General features: G+C 34.4%; 21 protein-coding genes and 2 riboswitches. Of the genes, 17 read left to right on the plus strand and 4 right to left on the minus strand.

What is annotated here, in order from left to right; all coding sequences use genetic code 11:
• Positions 1–5: 5 nt before the first annotated feature.
• Positions 6–92, plus strand: a riboswitch (cyclic di-GMP riboswitch).
• A 193-nt stretch (positions 93–285) separates the two neighbouring features.
• The 14 genes from C1724_RS02340 (at position 286) to C1724_RS02405 (ending at position 13,668) form a co-directional block, all read left to right on the plus strand.
• Complete coding sequence (locus tag C1724_RS02340) at positions 286–1,104, plus strand: 6-carboxytetrahydropterin synthase (RefSeq protein WP_102345139.1); 819 nt, start codon at positions 286–288, stop codon at positions 1,102–1,104.
• 2 nt (positions 1,105–1,106) lie between these two features.
• Positions 1,107–1,823, plus strand: a complete 717-nt coding sequence (locus C1724_RS02345) for an SDR family oxidoreductase (protein WP_180994101.1) — start codon at positions 1,107–1,109, stop codon at positions 1,821–1,823.
• A 24-nt stretch (positions 1,824–1,847) separates the two neighbouring features.
• Positions 1,848–2,786, plus strand: coding sequence for an ATP-binding protein (locus C1724_RS02350; protein WP_102345140.1), 939 nt, complete (start codon positions 1,848–1,850; stop codon positions 2,784–2,786).
• Entirely contained in the window at positions 2,767–3,813 is a 1,047-nt protein-coding gene (locus C1724_RS02355; RefSeq protein ID WP_180994102.1) for an alpha/beta hydrolase, read from the plus strand. Before C1724_RS02350 ends, C1724_RS02355 begins: the two co-directional genes overlap by 20 nt.
• 12 nt (positions 3,814–3,825) lie before the next feature.
• Complete coding sequence (locus tag C1724_RS02360) at positions 3,826–4,065, plus strand: acyl carrier protein (RefSeq protein WP_102345142.1); 240 nt, start codon at positions 3,826–3,828, stop codon at positions 4,063–4,065.
• Complete coding sequence (locus tag C1724_RS02365) at positions 4,058–5,557, plus strand: class I adenylate-forming enzyme family protein (protein ID WP_180994103.1); 1,500 nt, start codon at positions 4,058–4,060, stop codon at positions 5,555–5,557. Before C1724_RS02360 ends, C1724_RS02365 begins: the two co-directional genes overlap by 8 nt.
• Positions 5,547–7,133 carry a methyl-accepting chemotaxis protein gene (locus C1724_RS02370; protein ID WP_102345144.1) on the plus strand — a complete coding sequence of 529 codons (1,587 nt, stop codon included), beginning with the start codon at positions 5,547–5,549 and terminating at the stop codon, positions 7,131–7,133. The genes C1724_RS02365 and C1724_RS02370 overlap by 11 nt, the downstream gene beginning before the upstream one ends.
• A 28-nt stretch (positions 7,134–7,161) precedes the next feature.
• Entirely contained in the window at positions 7,162–7,491 is a 330-nt protein-coding gene (locus tag C1724_RS02375) for an STAS domain-containing protein (protein WP_102345145.1), read from the plus strand.
• 49 nt (positions 7,492–7,540) lie between these two features.
• Positions 7,541–8,329 (plus strand): PP2C family protein-serine/threonine phosphatase, encoded by a 789-nt coding sequence (locus tag C1724_RS02380; RefSeq protein WP_102346707.1) that lies wholly within the window; start codon positions 7,541–7,543, stop codon positions 8,327–8,329.
• A 12-nt stretch (positions 8,330–8,341) separates the two neighbouring features.
• Positions 8,342–10,438, plus strand: a complete 2,097-nt coding sequence (locus C1724_RS02385) for a FapA family protein (RefSeq protein WP_102345146.1) — start codon at positions 8,342–8,344, stop codon at positions 10,436–10,438.
• A gap of 17 nt (positions 10,439–10,455) precedes the next feature.
• Positions 10,456–10,767 carry an STAS domain-containing protein gene (locus tag C1724_RS02390; RefSeq protein WP_102345147.1) on the plus strand — a complete coding sequence of 104 codons (312 nt, stop codon included), beginning with the start codon at positions 10,456–10,458 and terminating at the stop codon, positions 10,765–10,767.
• A 90-nt stretch (positions 10,768–10,857) separates the two neighbouring features.
• Positions 10,858–10,946, plus strand: a riboswitch (cyclic di-GMP riboswitch).
• Between the two features lie 288 nt (positions 10,947–11,234).
• Positions 11,235–11,963 (plus strand): hypothetical protein, encoded by a 729-nt coding sequence (locus tag C1724_RS02395; protein ID WP_102345148.1) that lies wholly within the window; start codon positions 11,235–11,237, stop codon positions 11,961–11,963.
• A 180-nt stretch (positions 11,964–12,143) separates the two neighbouring features.
• Positions 12,144–12,452 carry a PadR family transcriptional regulator gene (locus C1724_RS02400; RefSeq protein WP_102345149.1) on the plus strand — a complete coding sequence of 103 codons (309 nt, stop codon included), beginning with the start codon at positions 12,144–12,146 and terminating at the stop codon, positions 12,450–12,452.
• Between the two features lie 19 nt (positions 12,453–12,471).
• Positions 12,472–13,668, plus strand: coding sequence for a chromate transporter (locus C1724_RS02405; RefSeq protein WP_102345150.1), 1,197 nt, complete (start codon positions 12,472–12,474; stop codon positions 13,666–13,668).
• A gap of 762 nt (positions 13,669–14,430) precedes the next feature.
• Here C1724_RS02405 and C1724_RS02410 read toward each other — a convergent pair.
• Complete coding sequence (locus C1724_RS02410) at positions 14,431–14,844, minus strand: Fur family transcriptional regulator (RefSeq protein WP_102345151.1); 414 nt, start codon at positions 14,842–14,844, stop codon at positions 14,431–14,433.
• A gap of 183 nt (positions 14,845–15,027) precedes the next feature.
• Here C1724_RS02410 and C1724_RS02415 point away from each other — a divergent pair, with 183 nt between their 5' ends.
• Entirely contained in the window at positions 15,028–16,035 is a 1,008-nt protein-coding gene (locus tag C1724_RS02415; protein WP_102345152.1) for a permease, read from the plus strand.
• Positions 16,036–16,050: 15 nt separating this feature from the next.
• The gene (locus tag C1724_RS02420) at positions 16,051–17,001 is read left to right on the plus strand and encodes a TIGR03943 family putative permease subunit (RefSeq protein ID WP_102345153.1); all 951 of its coding nucleotides are present in this window, start codon (positions 16,051–16,053) and stop codon (positions 16,999–17,001) included.
• A gap of 93 nt (positions 17,002–17,094) precedes the next feature.
• Here C1724_RS02420 and C1724_RS02425 read toward each other — a convergent pair whose 3' ends face one another.
• From C1724_RS02425 to C1724_RS02435, 3 genes are all read right to left on the minus strand, one after another.
• Complete coding sequence (locus C1724_RS02425; RefSeq protein WP_102345154.1) at positions 17,095–18,237, minus strand: metal ABC transporter solute-binding protein, Zn/Mn family; 1,143 nt, start codon at positions 18,235–18,237, stop codon at positions 17,095–17,097.
• Positions 18,238–18,412: 175 nt separating this feature from the next.
• A complete protein-coding gene (locus C1724_RS02430; RefSeq protein WP_102345155.1) occupies positions 18,413–18,790 on the minus strand; it encodes a hypothetical protein in 378 nt (125 codons plus the stop codon).
• 93 nt (positions 18,791–18,883) lie between these two features.
• Entirely contained in the window at positions 18,884–19,258 is a 375-nt protein-coding gene (locus C1724_RS02435; RefSeq protein WP_102345156.1) for a YmaF family protein, read from the minus strand.
• A gap of 180 nt (positions 19,259–19,438) precedes the next feature.
• Between C1724_RS02435 and C1724_RS02440 the strand changes: the two genes are divergently transcribed.
• Positions 19,439–19,792: a hypothetical protein gene (locus tag C1724_RS02440; protein ID WP_102345157.1), complete on the plus strand. Its 354-nt coding sequence runs from the start codon at positions 19,439–19,441 to the stop codon at positions 19,790–19,792.
• Positions 19,793–19,869 lie beyond the last annotated feature (77 nt).

The following is a 19,869-nucleotide window of genomic DNA, read 5'->3' on the forward strand; positions in this document are numbered from 1 at the left end:
GTTACCTACGATAATAGCAAACTCATTGAAAAATGGGGACGCAAAGCCATTGGATCTAAGGTCTATGTGACTATGATAGCCAGGTTACCGAAAAGGGTTCGATTTGTATCTGTTGAAATATTGCATAAAGTGATATCCCAACTATTCAAGTCCACCAACTTTTTGGTGGACTTTTTACTTTTCTAAAAATACTGAATATAAAGAACTTTAACTGAATAGGCGTTCTAGGCCAATCAGTTTGAAAGAAGATCATGAGTCGATAACACTCTGGGGAGATGACATACAATGCTCTATTTATCACGAAGAATTGACTTTTCAGCGATGCATAGTTACCGAATTACCGAATGGTCTGAAGAAAAAAATAAAGAGGTTTTCGGTTTGTGTAGTAATGCTAGTGGTCACGGTCATGATTATAAATTGGAGGTCACTGTAAAAGGTAAGTTGAATTCAAGAACTGGAATAGTTGTTAACACCGTTGACATTAAAAATTTGGTCGGTGGTCTAGTTGAAAGAGAACTCGATGGAAAGTTTCTAAATAAAGAACATCCGTATTTCAAAAGGAATATTCCAACTACAGAAAACATTATCACTTATTTATGGAATGCTATTGCTCCCCAATTAGAGCACTGTGAATTGCATAAACTGCGGTTACATGAAAATCCTTATTTGTATTCAGAAAAGGGAGATGAAACTATGGTTAGCTTGACTAGAAAATTCCACTTCAGTGCAGCACATCGTCTACACAGTGATCAGCTTTCAGTTGAGGAAAATATTAAATTATTTGGAAAGTGCAACAATCCAAATGGTCATGGACATAACTACTATCTTGAGGTTTGCATTAGTGGTGTGTTAGATCCAATTACAGGAATGCTCATTGACTTATCTCATTTAGATGAAGTGGTTGAAACAGTTGTACTTAATAAATTTGACCATAAACACTTAAACTTGGATACTGACGAATTTAGAGATCTAAATCCTACTTCAGAGGTTGTTGCAAAGGTGATTTATGAAATGTTGGCTCCCCATTTACCTAAACTTCATAAGATTGGATTGTGGGAAACGGACAAAAATTATTTTGAATATTATGGATCGGATGTGAACTAATAATGATGATAGATATGACGCAATTGAAAGATCAAGTGGTTGTTATTACAGGAGCAAGTCGCGGAATCGGAAGAGCAACTGCTGAGCTTTTGTATAACTATGGCGCAAAGTTGGTTCTAGGATCTAGAAATATTGAAGACTTAGAGAAAGCTTTTCCAAGTGAAGATGCTTTAGTCCTTCGTGTTGATGTAAGCGATGAAGAGTCAGTAAAACAATTCCTAGATCGTAGTGTTGACCATTTTGGTCGTGTAGATGTTCTCATTAATGCAGCAGGCTTCGGTGTTTTTGATAGTGTGCTAGATTCTGAAACAAAAGATTTTGACAATATGATTGCAGTAAACTTACGCGGTACCTATTTAACTTGTAAATATTTTGGAAGACATATGCGAGAGCATCAATGCGGTCAAATCTTAAATCTGGTATCAATTGCTGGAACAGTAGCATTAGCAGGGAATGGTGGCTACACAGCTTCTAAGTTCGGGGTACGTGGTTTGACAAAAGTTTTACAAGCTGAATTAAGAAGGGAAGGAATTCGGATTACATCAGTCTTACCAGGCGCTGTGAATAGTTCGTTTTGGAATGAAATTGAACCTAAGCCAGATGTCTCAAATATGATTCCGGTTCAATCGATTGCAGAACATATATTATTTCTATTGTGCCAACCCAAACAATCTGTTGTTGATGAAATCACGATAATGCCTCCTGCCGGCATTCTATAAAAAGAAAGGGTTTGGGAGAAAGACATGAAACGATTGTTCTCAAAGTTTTTTGAAGAACCAAATAAAAACGATGAATTAATCCCAGCCATTACTCTTCCGCAACTCGCTGAACTTAATTCCTTTAAAGAAGTGCAAAAAAGAGCACTAATAGGCTGGATAGTTTATCGTATGGCAGAGGTGTCTGAGTTAAACAGCGAACAAAGAAACGCATTGTTTTACCAAGCTTTTACGATAACTTCTTTCGAAGATATTATGGATGAAACAACCCGAAATTTGTTCCATGTAGCAAGCCTAGCGGTGGAATGGTTACAAAGCAATGCTCTAATTGAAGAAGAAATGAAGGGATTAAATTTATCAAAATTGCATAATGATGCACTATCCCGAGTGTTAAGTGAGGTTCATTCAGAAACTATACTTAATAGAAATGAAATAGATGAGTCGAAAAAGGTATGGGAAGTCTATAGAGATGTAATCTATGCCGCGACACAAGGTGGATTCTTATTAATTGAGAAGGATAAGGTTGAACACTATATGCAAGGTGAACTTCTTTGTGAGACCTTGATTCAAGAAAGAGCAGATATTCCTAAAGCTAGAAATCTAGCAAAAAGTGCATTTGAAGTAGCAGGATTAAAAGTTTCCAAGATGATGAGTTATAACTTAATTGTTTCAGAAGCGGTAACGAATATTTTAAAGCATGCTGAACATGGAAAGATGTTCATTTATAAGGATCAAGACGTTTTTCGGGTAATAGTTGAGGATAAGGGACCAGGCTTTTCGCTTAAACTCCTGCCAAAGACTACACTTATGGCAGGCTTTTCTACAAAAGAGTCATTAGGACAGGGGTTTACATTGATGATGAAAATTGTCAATCAGGTCGTGTTAGAAACCTCATCAAATGGGTCGACGTTAATTTTAATACTAGATAGAGCAGGTGATGAAAGAAATGATAATGATAGAGTCTAATCCAAAAAGTACAATTCAAAAGACATTAGTAACAGCTCGGCTCATTGAAGGTTTTTGGGATAGATGGATTGCACACGGAGTAGATCAACAAGTTGCTTGTCAAGCAAAATACGCTATTGAAGATCTAAATGATTGGATCAATTATTTTAGCAGTGTTGCTGAAGAACATAAAATGAATGCTATTAATTATGAAGAAAAGGGATTAACTGAAAAAGCGGAACTTCAATATCAGTTTTCCGGATTGTATTATAACCTAGTTCAATGGATTTTTCCTGAACGGTTTGAGGAAAAACTAAACTGGTATAAGCAATCCCTTCGGATGTTTGCAAAGGCTGACAAAATATCTAAGATATCCTGTCATAAAGAAAGTATCCATATTGGTGGCCGCGAGTGTGCTGGAAGAGTACGGATACCAAGAAACTCAAAAGGAAGTATCATCATCATTAACCCTATTGATTCGAGTAAAGAGGAATTATTTACGTATGAAAAACATTTTCTTAATTTAGGCTTTGCTACTGTAAGTTTTGATGGTCCTGGACAAGGAGAAACATTTACTTTAAATGGATTAAAGGCCTCGACGGACAGGTGGAATTTATTTATTGATAGCATAATAGCATTTACTCAACAAAGATTACCCCAAAACCCTATCTTTTTATTTGGTACAAGCTCTGGCGCTAGCTGGGCAATTAAGGCTAGTCAACATCCAGATGTAAGAAAGGCAGTGGCTGTTAGTCCACCAGTTAGCAATGATCCTATCGTACTACCAAATTATTTCGCAGAACGATTGAAGTCAATCTTAGAGCATGGTCCAAATATTGTTCCTACTATCGATGAACTAATAACTAGTAAACCTACTCTGCTATTTCATGGAAATAACGATGTTATGGTTAAAAATGATGATATTTATCAACTATATAATAAATTGCCTTATGGTAAAAAATTGATTGAATATGAGAACGAAACACATTGTTGTAATGGAAAGCTTGAAGAAATTCGTGAGTTTTCTGCACAATGGTTTAGTAAATAACAGGAGGATAAAATGACATTTGAACATTTTAGACAGATAATCTCTGATACTAGTCATGTTCCAATCGAATTAATTAAAGAGGACTCTTCTTTCAGGGATCATTTAGGAATTGATTCTTTACAAATGGTTAATTTGTTGATTGAGATTTCGGAGAAAGTGGGAACTGGTTTAGAAAAACTAATCGGATTGGATGATTTATCAACGGTTGGTAAACTCTATGACTCTCTTACGAAAGGAATTGAATATGAATAGTCTATTTAATAAGTTTTTAAATCCCTCCTATCATGACAAATTAACTTTAAGTACATTTTCAGGAGATTATACCGGTGGAGATATCGCTAATCATACTGAAAAGATCATCTCATTTATAAATAAACAGTTAGATATTGAAAATAAAAGAATTGTAGTCCTTATGCCAAATTTGTTTACGTATTTTTCAACAGTTTTGGCAGTGAACAAGCTTGGCGGGATCGTGATCCCATTAAGTATGCAGTATCGAAAAGATGATTTTTTATCCGTTTTGTCATTTGTTGATCCGCATGCGGTTATTACGAGCCCTGATTATCAAGATGGTTTTTTTTCTAAAATGATCTATGAGTGGTCACATTCAATGAATAAGGAGACAACAGTTTTTTATTTAGATGAAGAAGAAAAATGTTGGGAATATTATCAAACTACTGGAGTTGCCCGACCGAATGAAACGGAAGATGTAGAAATCATGTTTTTCACGACAGGAAGCACAGGTTTACCTAAAGGATTAGTTTCACACTGTACAGAAGTTGAAAACTTTGCGAATACTTATATCGAAATTAAGGGATTATCTGAGAAAGATAGCTTGTTTTTAAATCCACCGCCAACATCATTAATAGGAATTGGAGCTTTTATTGCTGCCCTAAAAACAGGTGCAAGAATTGCTTTTCCTGAACAATTTGATATTCCAAAAATGGTTAAGTTAATCGAGCATACTACGTCAAATACAATCGATAGTACGCCATCGATCTTTAAAGCATTGTATAGTTTTGGCAAACACATTGATTCAGAAGTTTTTAGAAACATTGAGGTATGTACGCTTTCAGGTGAAATGATTAACGAAGGCTATATTGATCACTTTGAATTGATGAAGGAATGTATGTTTGTAGGCGTGTATGGCTTAAGTGAAGTTGGAGGTGTGCTAACTTGTAACCTTCGAGAATCTCTAGAATGGAGGATTGTAAATGGTGTTAGCACGAAATTTCGTGAAGAACAAGGAATGAAAGAGCTAGCAGTTAAAACCCCTGTTATGTTTAGAGGCTATTATAGGCAGCCAGAATTAACGAGGGAGATCCTTGATGATGAGCAATGGTTTTATACAGGTGACTTAGTGGAAGTCAGCGATAATGGTACGATCAAAATCATCGGTCGAAAAAAAGACTTAATCAAAAAAGGTGGTCAACAAGTTGTACCTAGTGAAGTCGAAAAGGTTATTTCTACTCATGATAAAGTAAAGCAGGTTGCAGTTATCGGTGCTCCACACCCTGTGTTTGGTGAACAAGTTGTTGCCTTTATAGTGCCAAACGGTATTTTGAATGTCCAAGAAGTTTATTCGTATTGTGCCAAACGAATTGCAAGTTATAAGGTACCCGATCAAATTCAAACAATTCCTGAACTTCCAAGTATACAAAGTAAGGTAGACAAGCTGAGTCTAAGGAAAGTATTTATAGAACAAACGAATAATAAGGTAGGTTACCAACATCATGAAAAATAAAACACTTCGCAGACAGTTTAATATTCAGATGCTCCTTACATTAATAGCTATTGTACTCGTATCTGGCATTATCCAAATCTATTTGATCTCAAACCAGATTGATAGAAATATTAATAGTGAAGCCGGCATGATCTCAGAATCAATTAAACAAGGAATTAATGAAACCGAGCTGGCTGCAGCCGAAATCGAACATCAAATTGATCTAAAATTAGAATCGATGGCAATAAGAGCAGGGGAACATATTGTTGGCTTAGGTAAACCAGTAACTGAAATAACTCAACTAGAATTAATAAATATAGTTGATCAAGTAGGCTTAGGTGGCCTTACGCTATTTGCGCACCAAGAAAATGACGTGGTTGGAATTCAGTCAACAGACCCAGCGGAAATTGGCTTTAGTTTTAAACAGATTAGTCCTGAAGCATATCAAGCAATGGTGGATCAAATTAACGGTAAAAGAATTTCTGGTGAAGTAGCTGCCAATTCAAGTTATGTTGGGGATAATATAGGTATTTTATATACAGCACAGTCAGGATCGCATGGGGATGAACCAGCCTATTTCAAATATGCATATTATCATATACCAGGAACAGATTTTCTGATCAGCCCGTTTATTGAAGCTAGTGAGATTCATAACTTTATCGAAAAAGTTGGACCAGAGTCTTGGATAAGTAAAGTATTGGATGAAAATGAATATGCAAAGGAAATTGCTGTACTAGATCCTAGGGTATATGCTGATCCATCATTAGCAGAGAAATTGTATCCACCATTAAAGAAAGTGGTCAACGGGGCCTATGAATTAGTAAATGATAAAGATAATGAAATACTTATAGATATGGCTACTAATCCGACAGAGTATTCTTATCTTGATACTACAAATGAAGGGGAATTTCATAAAGTATTTCTTCCATTAAATGAAGATTACGTTATTTATATAGCTTTAGATTATAAAAAAATGAGCACGCCATTGTATAACATTTCTCTAATCGTACTTGTGTTTAGTTTTGCATCGTTAGTTGCTTTATTTATGATAACTACTCGTTTCTTTAGCAAAATTTATGCGAATATAGCAAAAATAATAGATCAAATAAAGGCCCTTGAAAAAGGAGATTTTACATCACTAAGCTATATTAACGATGGTGGAGAGTTAAGTGATTTATCTAAAACAGCAAACAAAATGACAGAGACATTAAACAGAGTAATTGGTGAAACTCGTGATCAAGCAAATGAAACAGAGCGACTTGCTTACATGCTAGAGTCTTCTGCAGACAATTCTGTTGAAAAAGTATACACGATGTCGATGGAGACAACGATTGCATCAAGAGAATCTTTAGCCGAAATAGAAGAATTTCTAAATCAAGTGGAGGATACGTTAAAACCCATTGATAACAATAAGGCACAAGAAGTACTCAGTCGAATTGACAATATGCGTCAATTGTCTAAAGATCGTTCAAAGATTACAACCGACATGACCATTACCTTAGCTGATCTACTTAAATCTTTACAGGGCCAGTCAGAATCTTTATCAAAGATTTCGAAGAAGTTACTTAAGAATATGGAACAATTTATTTTGAAGTAATCTAGAAAGTCAGAAAAGAGGAAACGTGATGAATTCTGATATTGTCAAAATCACAAAAGAATTAGATAAAGGAGTCTGTACCCTGTTTATCAGCGGGGTACTTGATTACTCAACGATGGAAACTTTTATTTCGGAAGTCCAATCGATTGAAGATGGCATAAAAAAGGTAATCGTAAATTTTTCAAAATTAGAATTTATTGATTCGACTGGAATTGGTGCCATTATTAACTTAGTACATGAGGCGAACGCAAAACAGTTTGGAGTAGAATTGGACGGAATCACTCCGGAAATAGAAATGTTATTTGAAACAATTGGTGTTTTTCAAATTATGGAATCGATCCAAAAGGTGGGTGAATAGATTGTTTAGACAAGAATTATCTTTAGTAAATAACCAACCAAATGGAGAGATGAATAAAACATTGGAACGAGAAATTAAATTAGCTCGTAATATTCAGATGAAACTGTTGAATGGTAATCAGCCAACAATAGAACACAGTGAGGTTAGTGGGATTTCGATACCTGCACGATTAATCGGTGGTGATTACTATGATTTCTATCTTCTTCCGAACGGTAAGCTGCGCATTGTTATCGGTGATGTAATGGGAAAAGGGATTCCAGCTGCAATGTTAATGATTTTAACGAGGGGTGCTTTCCGCAGTGCATCGGAAAGTACAAAAGGACCGGGTGAAACATTAGAAGCTATGAATAGAGCAATGTATTCAGATCTTCGTACACTTGGTTCTTTCGTCACAGTTCTGTGTGCAGATTGGGATCCAGAAGAAAGTATTCTTACCTATGCGAGTGCAGGACATAATTTACCTTTAGTAGTACACTCACATGAGAAACTTATAGAGCTTCCAAAAATAAAAGGAATCATGATAGGTGGGTTACCGCAATCCTCCTATCAAGAAAACTCAATCAAATTAGATGAAAAAGATTTAGTATTTTTTTATACAGACGGCATAACTGAAGCGCAAAATACTGTTGGAGAAATGTATCGTATTGACCGTTTAAGAGATATCCTTCGGAAGAACTATTCTTTAGATGTGAAAGAAATTGAAGAGTCTATAACGAATTCGATCGAACAATTTACAGAATATGCGCCACAAAAAGATGATATAACAATGGTTTTATTAAAAGTTAATCAAGATAAGACGAAGATTATCAGTTATAATTCCCCGGTACTTCATCCATAGGAGGGAATCATCATGCAAAATATAATCTCTAAGGGGAAAAGTGTAGAAGAAGCGATACAATTAGGATTAAACTTATTGGAAACTACAGCAAGAGAAGTTGATATAGAGGTTATTCAACAGGCAACAAGTGGCTTTATAGGAATTGGCAGAAAGGAAGCCATCGTAAAACTTTCTTTAGTTAAAACCATTGAAGAGCACGATTACCCATTAACTTTGCATGAAAATGATGAAAACAAGACACCGATGCTACTTGAGGAAATGGACTTTTTTTCATTTGATGAACCTATAGAAATAAAAGAACATGTAGAAGGTCATTCAAAAACAGATCAGAATATAAAGGAAACCGAGTTGGCAGGAAAAGTGTGGATCAAAGATAATCAACTCTTTGTAAAAGATTCACTTGATCATTTTCCTATTGTCAGAATTTCCAATGGTGTAAAACTTTATAAAAATAACAAACTAGTCAAAGAGACTTCTACTGTCATTACCGAGAAGGAACAGGTGGAAATTCAATTAGATGAGCCTTCAAAGAAGGAAACGAAGTGGAAGGTTACCATTGAAAATAATGGTTTAGCAGCTGTACTAGAGGTTGTGCCTGGTTACGAAGTTACTCGAAAATTAAAAGACGTAGAGCCATCCGACCATATCGAACTAACAGTCGAAGAGTTAAAAGAAATTATTAATACACTAGAATATAAAGATATAATTGAAGAGCTAAATAATCTTCAAATTAATTATGGAATCGATCATAGCGAGATCATAAAGGCAACTACAGCAACGGAACGAAGTAAATTTGTAATTGCAAAAGGACGGAATATTCAGCCGGGGAGTAATGGCTGGAATGAATTAAAAGTTGAAATAAATCCAAGAAATGGCCTTGTTGAGGATAAATCAGGTAATGTTGATTTTAGAGAGACGAAATTAATTCCGATTGTTGAGAAAGGAAAAGTTCTTGCGATTATTCATCCACCTAGTCAGGGGATACCAGGAATTTCAGTTACAAATGCTGTACTTCCTGTAAAAGAGTGCTATCCGATTAAATTAGTTATTGGAAAAGGTGTTGTTGAACTAGATGGCAGACTGATAGCCTCTGAATCTGGTCGGCCAATTATTGAACAAAGAGGACAGCTAGTTAAAGCAATGATTGTTCCGAAACTAGTTCACCGGGAAAACGTGAATTTAGCCTCTGGTAATATTCGGTTTATTGGAGATATAGAAATTATTGGTGAAGTAGAAGATAACATGCAAATTGAAGCCGGTGGAGATATTTTTGTTCACAAATCAGTGAGTAAGTCTATCTTAACGACTTCAAACTCGATCGTAGTAAAAGGTAACGTTATTGGCTCTGAATTATCTGCAGGGAAAAACAATATGCTAATCGCAGAATTAGGACATTTGTTAGGTGTTATATATGGTCAATTAGAAATGATGATTGTTTCCATAAATCAATTAATCCATTCACCAGCTTTTAAATCAAATGATTTTAAAATTAATGGATTGCAACCTATTATTACGATTTTATTGGAGACAAGGTTCAAGAATTTTTTATCGTATATAAAAAAGTATCAAAAGGTAATTGAGGATGGCAAAAAGTACTTGGAGGACGAAAATTGGTTACAGGTAGCTAATGCCAACAAACAAATATTTCTAACACTTTCAAGTCAAGTTATTAATTTAGATCAGTTAATAAACTTGGCACAGAAAATGAAAGAATTACATGAGTTTAGTAAAATACCAGTAGAGCCAGATGCCTATATTACAATAACTGATGCGATTAATAGCAGTCTATACTGTAGCGGAGATATTAGTATTATTGGAAAAGGCTGTATAAATACAAGAGTACATGCAGGTGGTCAATTAAGAGTAACTGGTGCAGTACGTGGTGGGGTTGTCTATGGACGACATGGGGTAACCCTTTATGAAACAGGTTCGATGAGCGGTACTAAGACAGTTGTTTCTGTACCGCATGATCAAAGAATTCACATCACTAAAGCGTTAGAAGGTACAGTGCTCTTAATAGGTAACGTAAGGTATGTACTTACTAACGACAAAACGAACATCATTGCAAGCTTAAATCAACATGAACAAATTATTGTGAATGAATATTAAGGACTGGGGATGGATCTATGCTTAAATTTATGACATTAGAAAAAGATAACTACCTACAGGTTTATTTAGATGGAGAATTAGATATAGAGGGAACGGAAATTATTAAAGAAGAATTAATACCGATGCTGCTAAAGGTAAAAGCGGTAGATGTGAGTCTTGAAAAAGTACCTCTAATTGATTCTACCGGTATAGGTTTATTAATTGATCTCGTAAAGACTTTAAGAGAAAATCAATCAGAAATTACAATTTCAAATGTTAGTGAAGATATCTTTGAAATTTTTGAGATTATTCAACTTCCTGAAATACTAGGAGAAAAGGTATTTGTATAAATTAACAGTCTGATTTTTATTGTATTGTGTTAGACTTTGTATATAATTTATTAAGTCTAACACAATGAAATACTTAAAATAAATAGGGTTTCACGATAATAGCAAACTTTCCGAAAGGTAAGGACGCAAAGCCACGGGTCTAACGTAAAAAAAATTACTATGGTAGCCGGGTTGCCGAAAAAACTGGTATAAATAGATACCTTTTTTTGGGTATCTATTTTTTGTACTTTAAGAAAGTATATTTTTTTTAAGGATTAAAGTATAAGAAAAGACATCGTAATTTGCCATTTTGGCCAAATTACGTGTTTTTCTAGTTTATTGGGCTTCGCTTTTGCATAAACTTGTCAAGGTAAAGGGCAGGATTTAGGTACTTGCGCATTTTTATCGGACCCTTTGAAAAGTAAGGAGGGAAGGTCACACTGTTATAACGTAGGTAATATACCTAAAAAGTGACGGTGGACGGTAAAATGACAAGAGGAAGAAAGAAACAATATCAACATTTAGAGGAAGAGTGGATTCGTTTATATAATGATGAGGGGCTGAACTTCTCAGAAATTGCAGAGCAATACAATGTACAAGTTGAGACAATATCTAAGTATATTAAGGATAAGGTCAGTAAGAGCAGTAAATCCCCATTTAAAGGTATTGTAGATGGATGGATGAATGAATACCGTTTGGAAGGAAGAAGCTTTGCTGAAATTGCTAGAAAATATGGAGTCAGCGAGTCAACAGTCAGAACGAATATTAACAAAGAATTAAACCCAATTATCAATGATTTAAAATGGACATGGATTTCCTTGTATAAAAAAGGACATTCTCTAAATAGTATTGCTGAGATATACAATCTACATCCGAAAATAATACTGAAGACAATCAATCCTGAATTAAATATAGCTGACCAAAATCAGCGAAATACTTATGAACACCTTCAAAAAATATGGATAGAACAATATGAATCAGGTCTTTCGTTTGAAAGCATTGCTAAGAAATATCATGTCAGTTCCAATACGGTCTATAAAAATATCAGTGAAAAAGTGAAATTACGTCGTAAACAAACAAAGACAGATCGGATAAAAGTAATGATTCCAACCTGGCGAAGGCTTTATCAAGAAAAAGGGCACACGCTGCAAGAGATCGCACAACAATTTGATGTCGCCCCGTCTACAATTTTTAAATATATAAAAGAACACAAATAAGTAAGGAACTGATGGAAAAGTTGGTAAGTCCTTTATGGGCTATCAACTTTTTTTGTTTAATACAGTGTAAAGATTATGTAAATTTATTATATAACTCTTGGAAAACATAATTTTATATGTTATATTCAATATCGCATTCCGATATTGAGTTCCGATATCAAATTGTATGAAGGTGATGACTTGGAAGATAAAGTATTACGTAAGCTTTTTCTGGGATTTATTCATATCCATATATTACACCATGCAAGTGAACATCCGATTTTTGGTGTTTGGATGGTCGAGGAACTAAAGGAACATGGATATAATATAAGCTCTGGAACTCTTTACCCTATTCTTCATTCTATGGAATCAGATGGTCTTTTATTAAAAGAAGAAAGAAATGTTGAAGGGAAAATAAGAAAGTATTATACGACCACTGAAAAGGGGAAGGCTGTTCTAATCGAAGCAAGGAAGAAAGCTTATGAATTATTTAAAGAAATAAAAGAATAGATAAGAAGGTGGATGAATCATGAATAATAATGGTAAGAAACAAGGAATTAATTCTTTATTAGAGATCCTTTTAGTTTCTACTAGGCTTGGCTTAACCTCGTTTGGAGGGCCAATTGCACATCTTGGCTATTTCCATGAGGAATATATTAGAAGAAGAAAGTGGATGGATGAAAAAAGCTATGCAGATTTAGTTGCTTTATGTCAGTTTCTTCCTGGACCTGCTAGTAGTCAAGTTGGAATTGGGATTGGGGTTATGCGAGCTGGAGTCTTAGGCGGGCTGGTATCTTTTCTTGGTTTTACACTTCCGTCGGTCATTGCGTTGATTGTATTTGCTCTTATTCTTCAAGGTTTTGATGTGAGCGATGCTGGCTGGATACATGGTTTAAAAATAGTTGCTGTAGCAGTAGTGGCACATGCGATACTTGGAATGGCGCAAAAACTTACGCCTGATTTAAAAAGAAAGGCATTAGCTTTATTCGCATTAGTAACAACACTCTTATGGCAAACAGCGTTCACACAGGTCGGGGTAATATTGATTTCTGCTTTTATCGGTTATTTATTATATAAACAACACGAAGAGAATGATGGCTCAAGAATAAACTTTCCAATATCGCGCCGTTTCGCGGTGGGATGTTTAATCTTATTTTTTGGTTTATTATTTCTATTGCCTATTTTAAGGGAAATGACATCTTTAAGCTGGATCGCCATGTTTGATAGCTTTTATCGCTCAGGTTCGCTAGTGTTTGGCGGGGGGCATGTTGTATTACCATTGCTTGAACGTGAATTTGTACCAACAGGTTGGCTAAGCGAAGAAGCATTTTTAGCGGGTTATGGTGCCGCGCAGGCTGTTCCAGGTCCTTTATTTACGTTTGCTGCCTATTTAGGTGCAGTTATGAATGGCTGGCAGGGTGGATTAATTGCAACAGTGGCTATTTTTTTACCAGCATTCTTACTCGTTTTAGGAACATTGCCTTTTTGGGATTCTTTACGCAGTAATCCTAAAATAAAAGGAGCTTTAATGGGCGTAAATGCTGCAGTGGTTGGAATATTAATCTCTGCCTTTTACCAACCGATTTGGACCAGTTCAATTTTAGCACCTATTGATTTTGCCTTTGCTGCTATATTATTTAGTATGCTTGTGTTTTGGAAATTACCGCCTTGGATCATTGTGGTTGTAGGGGCATTAGGTGGCTCGCTTATGGCCTTAGTGTCATAAACAATTAAGAAGATACTTTCGATGTAAATATACAATAAAGAGTGCAATATGTTTTTAACGGGTTTACTTGTGAGGTGCAAAACGGTAAATCGCAGACCGAATCAAATAGCAAATCACATAAACTTCACAGTAAAAAGGATTAGAGATGCAATATCTCTAAGCCCTTTTTACTTTTCATTTTTCCCCGAAACCACCCGTAAGTTGTCCAATTTCATTAGATGCCAAAGCGAGTTTGATATATAAGCGGAGAAATTTCGCTTAATTAGGAAATAGTACTGAAAATAGCTTGAATAGACGGAAAGATTCCGCCTATTTACTCGAAAAACGTAAAAATGGGTACCTTTGCTTTGCTTAATCGGAAAATCTCCGCTTATATAGCCCAAACCAAGCTCTATCCTGCTGTTTAACCGAAAAATCTCCGCTTATTATTAATAACTCTGGTTACTGAATTATAATCTACATACTAAATCGCAAAATCAAGCACCCTCCAATAATTATTTCATACCCTGTGATTTACTATGTGAGTTAGGAGACGATAAGTTATTAAAATTCGCCAAAATGTTTATAAATCAATAAAAAACGCACTGTGAATTATAAAGTGAATTCAAGTGCGCTTTCCTATGTGTTTTCAATGTTTGCACCTCTGAAGTAAACCTGTTAAATATGTTTTGCGCTCTTTATTTTTATTAAAATAATTTTGTACGTACTTGTACTGCCGCAGCGCCTAGCCCTTAGGGGCTGACCAATGCGCTTGCACTTTTCTTAATTAATGCAGTCCGGGCATCGTCCATAAATTTCAAACTTATGATTATCAATTTGATAGCCGTTTAGCTCTTTAGTAATGTCGTTCATGGGGCATGTATGAATAGACTTTATTGTACCGCATTTTGAACAAATAAAATGGTGATGATGATTTTCTGTATCACATCGAAACCGAAACTGCTTTTCGCCGTTTAATTCTGTAGATTCTAATATACCAATATCATTTAAAATATATAAATTTCTATAAACTGTGTCATAACTAACGCCAGGGTATGATTCGACTAGATAATTAAAGACATCTTTTGCAGTTAAATAGTTTTTTGTGCTGTTAAATAACTCTAAAATCAACTCTCGCTTTCCAGTATGTTTATAACCCTTATCTTTTAATATATCATTTGCTTGATTAATATCCATAAAGTACTCCTTTTGAAAAATAGTACAAGTTCATTCTTATGTATAAACATTATATCAAAATTGAGTAATAAAGAGTAAAGACAAGTAATAATATAGATTGAAAACTGTAATGGTTACGATTTATAATGATATTTAAGAGTATTAGTAAGTAATTCAATGTTATGACAGTTGGAGGATCATAAAATGTTAATATGGATCAGGGCACATTTATTTGATTTAACAGGTATAGCAGCGATAGGGGTATTGCTCTATTTTCTTTCGTTTGGAAAAGTTATAGAGATAAATGTAGGAACTGTGTTGCCTAACTCATTTAAGCAATTAAATACCATTTTTCTAAGTATATTAATAGAAGCAATACCCTTTGTACTAATTGGTGTTTTAATTGCAGGATTTATTCAAATCTTTATAACTGAAGAACATATAAAACGATGGATTCCTAAAAATAAAGTAATGGCAATTACAATGAGTTGTGTTGTCGGAGCATTATTTCCTGCTTGTGAGTGCGGAATCGTACCAATTGTACGAAGATTAATTTCAAAAGGAGTTCCGATATATGCAGGAATTGGATTTATGCTGACAGGCCCGCTTATCAACCCTATTGTAATTCTGTCAACATACATGGCGTTTGGTAATGATTTAAACATGGCTAGCTTAAGAATGGGGATAGGTTTTCTGGCTGCATTAGCAATTGCATTAATTGTCAGCTTATTTTTTAAAAACAATCAGTTAAAGCCCTCGGTGATTAGTTCTGATGTTAATTCTAGATTAAAAAACAAGCAACAACCCTTTTTCGATAAAATTGAACATATGCTTAGACATTCTATAGATGAATTTTTTGATATGTCTAAGTACCTAATACTGGGTGCTTTTGTAGCAGCTTTTGTACAAACTTATGTTTCTACTAAATCACTGTTATTATTAGGTGATGGTTTCATTGCTTCAACAATTGTGATGATGGGGCTAGCTTATTTCTTATCACTTTGTTCGGAAGCGGATGCGTTTATTGGCGCTTCATTTAGGAGTGTATTTTCATCATCATCTATTTTGGCATTCTTAATATATGGACCAATGATTGACTTGAAGAACACCATTATGTTATTAAGTGTCTTTAAAACTAAATTTGTTTTCATTTTATTAACAATAATTACATTCACTGTATTTGTGCTAGTTAGTTTAGTAGATGTCTTTTAGTAAAGGGTGATCGATATGAAGTTTAATCCACAACATTTTTTACGAGCAGTTATTTTAGCAGCTTTTACATTTTTATTTATAAAATTGCATATTACAGGTGATATTTATAAATACATTAATCCAAAATATGAGGATATAAGTAAGATTGCTGCGGCAATATTTCTTTTTTTCTTTTTTATTCAGCTCTTTCGAGTTTGGGAAGTTGCAAAGCATGATCATCATGAACATGATGCATGTAAGTTAGACTGTAATCATGACCATGACCACGATCATGGGTACTCAGTTTCTTTTCCGAAAAAGTTAGTAAGTTACTCAATTATTATTTTTCCATTAGTAACAGGATTCTCCTTGGCTCCGGCCGTATTAGATTCATCTATTGCTGCCAAAAAAGGGGTTATGTTTCAAGGAAACGCTATAAGTGAGGGTTCTAGTAGTAGTGATGTTAGTAACGATAATAGTTTACAAGATAATAGTAATATAGAAATTGAAGAACAGTTGCTCGAATTGGATGAAATACCGATAATCAATAATAATTATATGTCACAAGAAAATTTTGATGAAAAAATGAAAAGCTTATCAAAACAAGCGGTCCTAAAGATGGAAGATTCTATATTTGAACCCTATTATGAAAAAATAGGAATGGAACCGCAAAAATATGAAGGTAGAAAAATTAGTTTAATGGGATTTGTATATAAAGAAGAAGGTCTTAACCCTAATCAAGTGGTAGTATCAAGGTTTTTAGTAACTCATTGTATAGCAGATGCTAGTATTATCGGATTTTTAACAGAGTTTCAACAAGAGGTTGGAGATTTGGAAGAAGATACATGGCTTGAATTAGAAGGAACTTTAACGATGACAACTTATAATGGGTTAGAATTACCCATGATTCAAGCAGAAAAGTGGACGATTATTGAACAACCTGAAGAGCCATATGTATACCCTGTATTAACTAGGGTAGTGGAATAGAACTTTATTGATATATAATAAGCCACTTGTTGGAAAAAATCCTTATATTAAGAGAAAGGGAAGTGTCCTAGTGTAAACACTTCCCTTTTATATTTAATTCAATGCTTTATCAAGTGTTTCAAGGTTCTTATACATTAAACTAAAATAATCTTCTCCATTCTTAATATCTTCTTCTGTCAAAGTAGAAAGGTTGTGTAATCGAAGTGGTGTTGCATTAATTTCACTACGAATAACTTCAGCTACTTTTGGCGTTATATTTTGTTCAAATAAAACGTATTTGAGATTTTTTTCGTTGGCAATCTGAATGATATCCTCTAGTTGTCTTTGAGAAGGTTCATTTGTAGGTGAAAGGCCTGTCACGGCTATTTGTTGCAGTCCATAGTTTTCTTCCCAGTAACCATATGCAGCGTGTGCTACGATCATTTCAGGATTTTTCTTTGAATCAAATAAAGTATGAAAATCTTTATCTAGATTTTCAAGATCTGTCTTTAATGAAGAAAAGTTTTTCTCAAATTCTGCTGTCTGTTCAGGTTTTAAAGTGATAAGTGTGTTTTTAATATTTTCAGCTAGTATTATAGAGCGAAAGGGATCTAACCAGACATGTGGATCAATATCTTCATGAGAATGCTCATCTTTTACAACTTCTTCGTCGTGATGTGGATTGCCGTGATCATGATCCTCTTCGTCATGGTGATTGGTATCTTCCTCTTGATGAAGTTTGTCCTCGTGAACGTGTTTTTTGTCTTGATTAAGTCCGTTATTGAGAGTATGTCCTTCGTCTAGAGAAGGTTCAATATTCTCTGTATGTCCGTCACTTTCATTATGTTCATGGATATGTTCGATTGTTTCAATTCCTTCAGTTGCAGAAATAATCAATACGTTCTCACTTTTCAGTGCATCATCTATTTTCTCTGCAAAAGATTCCATTCCTAATCCATTAAAAATAAAGGCATCTGCTTTAGCGATCGTTACCATTTGTTTTGATGTTAGTTCATATGTATGCGCATCAGAACCGGGTGGCATAATGCTTTCAACCTCTACATGTTCTTTACCGATTCTTTTTGTAAAATACTCTAGTGGATAAATGGTAGTATAGACAATTAATTTGTTGTTTTCTTGGTTTACTGTTGCAATACTTATGTCCTCTTTTGTTGAAGAAGGGTCTGCTTTACCACTACATCCTGATATAAACAAAGAAAATACCAATAGAAATACAAATGAAATAGACTTTAACATAGTTTACATATTCCTCCCTAAATATATTTACTAATACACAATATCGTAATCATTACGATTTGTAAAGTGTAATGATTACGGTTTATTAAAAAGACCATAAGTAAAAGAATTCAGATAGATGTTACCCAATAAAAAAAGCTTTACTTATTTTTAAGTAAAGCGCACTAAAATATATTTAATAATAATAAGGATAAGGATAAGGATAATAAGGATAAGGATAATAAGGTACTGGTGGTGGAACAATATATGGTAATAAGGCTATTGCCGCTAAGGAAGCGAGTGGAATATTTCGTCTTCTGAATCGGCGGAATCTTCTTCTTGGTCGACCATAACCATAATCACCATAACGAGCTTCCGATTCCTGCTCATTATCTCTCTCCATTACGTCTTCACCGGCTAAAACGGTAATTCTGTCCATGTCAACATTTTCAATAATACCATCAAAACTGCTACCATCTGTCATAGTTAAAGTTACATGATAAAGCATATGTTTTCGACACTTATCATGTAAATTTCTTATGTTGTTATTGTAATCATGTACCTCTAAATTCATTTTTACACAACTCCTTTCAAATATAGGATATTCACCTAGAAGAAAGGAGGTTACTCGTAGGTAAGTTAAATCTTAAAAATTTGTAGAAAAAGTTTAGAAGTTAGTCTTTCCAGAATATCTATGGTAATGAGGGGTTTGACCATCAACAGTCGTCATTCCATTAAATTCGTGAATATGTCCGCCATTAGGGAGAAATATTGCTGGACCCGTTACCCCTTGTATGATATGTTCATGACCGTCATCGATGGAAGTAAAGGTAAAGTATCTGTGTGTATGCTGTACACCACTAGCAGCAGGTTCTGTTCTTCCAACATATTTATGATTGTGACCAACATCATATGAAGTAACTCCTGAAAAATTGTGTGTATGAATAGGTTTACCATCCCATGAAGTTATATAAAGCCGATGAGAATGATAGGGATCAGAATCATCTAAATGATACATGTAACCGGAAACTGGAATGCCCATTTTATTATCTCCTTTCAAATAAATTTTTATAATATATGTGATAAGGGGAAGGAACGTTTGGGCAAATGATTTGAATAAGAAATCATAATACTTATTTAACGGATAATACCCATGATAAACTCGAAAAATTTGCAAATACTATGAAAGTGTACCTTTTTATGATTTAGGGAGGATTAAGGAATGAATGTGTTAAATTGGTTAACTCCTTATATTGATATAGGACAACTAATGCAGTACTTTGGGATTATATCTAAAAAGAGAAAAAGTTCTGGCCTAACTCTTTTAGTTTCAGTATTGGCAATTGGTATAGGAGCCCTTTATGTATTGGGGAAAGATCGAAAAGATGTCTTGTTTGACCATACTGAAAATTTCGGGAATCAAGTAAAACAAATATTAAGAAACGTTAAGATTAATCCATTTCAATCAGGAATGACTGAATTTGCAAAAGTCGTTATGCCTATGCACAATCGGGAAATCATTAACAATAAAGCAATCATTACAACAGATACCAATAGTCCAGATACTAACAGCTAAAAAGTAGATGACATTAAAATTATCTGCTTATCAAAAAAAGTCTGTTAATACATATTTCGTGTATTAGCAGACTTAAT

The sequence above is a fragment of the Bacillus sp. Marseille-P3661 genome, from assembly GCF_900240995.1.
Lineage (GTDB): Bacteria > Bacillota > Bacilli > Bacillales > Bacillaceae_J > OESV01.

What these genes read in the sequence shown, in the direction of transcription:
- C1724_RS02375 (WP_102345145.1), top strand. Translation starts at nt 7,162, where the DNA reads ATGAATTCTGATATTGTCAAAATCACAAAAGAATTAGATAAAGGAGTC.
- C1724_RS02430 (WP_102345155.1), bottom strand. Translation starts at nt 18,790, where the DNA reads ATGAATTTAGAGGTACATGATTACAATAACAACATAAGAAATTTACAT.
- C1724_RS02405 (WP_102345150.1), top strand. Translation starts at nt 12,472, where the DNA reads ATGAATAATAATGGTAAGAAACAAGGAATTAATTCTTTATTAGAGATC.
- C1724_RS02390 (WP_102345147.1), top strand. Translation starts at nt 10,456, where the DNA reads ATGCTTAAATTTATGACATTAGAAAAAGATAACTACCTACAGGTTTAT.
- C1724_RS02415 (WP_102345152.1), top strand. Translation starts at nt 15,028, where the DNA reads ATGTTAATATGGATCAGGGCACATTTATTTGATTTAACAGGTATAGCA.
- C1724_RS02370 (WP_102345144.1), top strand. Translation starts at nt 5,547, where the DNA reads ATGAAAAATAAAACACTTCGCAGACAGTTTAATATTCAGATGCTCCTT.
- C1724_RS02345 (WP_180994101.1), top strand. Translation starts at nt 1,107, where the DNA reads ATGATGATAGATATGACGCAATTGAAAGATCAAGTGGTTGTTATTACA.
- C1724_RS02385 (WP_102345146.1), top strand. Translation starts at nt 8,342, where the DNA reads ATGCAAAATATAATCTCTAAGGGGAAAAGTGTAGAAGAAGCGATACAA.
- C1724_RS02355 (WP_180994102.1), top strand. Translation starts at nt 2,767, where the DNA reads ATGATAATGATAGAGTCTAATCCAAAAAGTACAATTCAAAAGACATTA.
- C1724_RS02440 (WP_102345157.1), top strand. Translation starts at nt 19,439, where the DNA reads ATGAATGTGTTAAATTGGTTAACTCCTTATATTGATATAGGACAACTA.
- C1724_RS02435 (WP_102345156.1), bottom strand. Translation starts at nt 19,258, where the DNA reads ATGGGCATTCCAGTTTCCGGTTACATGTATCATTTAGATGATTCTGAT.
- C1724_RS02410 (WP_102345151.1), bottom strand. Translation starts at nt 14,844, where the DNA reads ATGGATATTAATCAAGCAAATGATATATTAAAAGATAAGGGTTATAAA.
- C1724_RS02420 (WP_102345153.1), top strand. Translation starts at nt 16,051, where the DNA reads ATGAAGTTTAATCCACAACATTTTTTACGAGCAGTTATTTTAGCAGCT.
- C1724_RS02365 (WP_180994103.1), top strand. Translation starts at nt 4,058, where the DNA reads ATGAATAGTCTATTTAATAAGTTTTTAAATCCCTCCTATCATGACAAA.
- C1724_RS02425 (WP_102345154.1), bottom strand. Translation starts at nt 18,237, where the DNA reads ATGTTAAAGTCTATTTCATTTGTATTTCTATTGGTATTTTCTTTGTTT.
- C1724_RS02395 (WP_102345148.1), top strand. Translation starts at nt 11,235, where the DNA reads ATGACAAGAGGAAGAAAGAAACAATATCAACATTTAGAGGAAGAGTGG.
- C1724_RS02380 (WP_102346707.1), top strand. Translation starts at nt 7,541, where the DNA reads ATGAATAAAACATTGGAACGAGAAATTAAATTAGCTCGTAATATTCAG.
- C1724_RS02360 (WP_102345142.1), top strand. Translation starts at nt 3,826, where the DNA reads ATGACATTTGAACATTTTAGACAGATAATCTCTGATACTAGTCATGTT.
- C1724_RS02340 (WP_102345139.1), top strand. Translation starts at nt 286, where the DNA reads ATGCTCTATTTATCACGAAGAATTGACTTTTCAGCGATGCATAGTTAC.
- C1724_RS02350 (WP_102345140.1), top strand. Translation starts at nt 1,848, where the DNA reads ATGAAACGATTGTTCTCAAAGTTTTTTGAAGAACCAAATAAAAACGAT.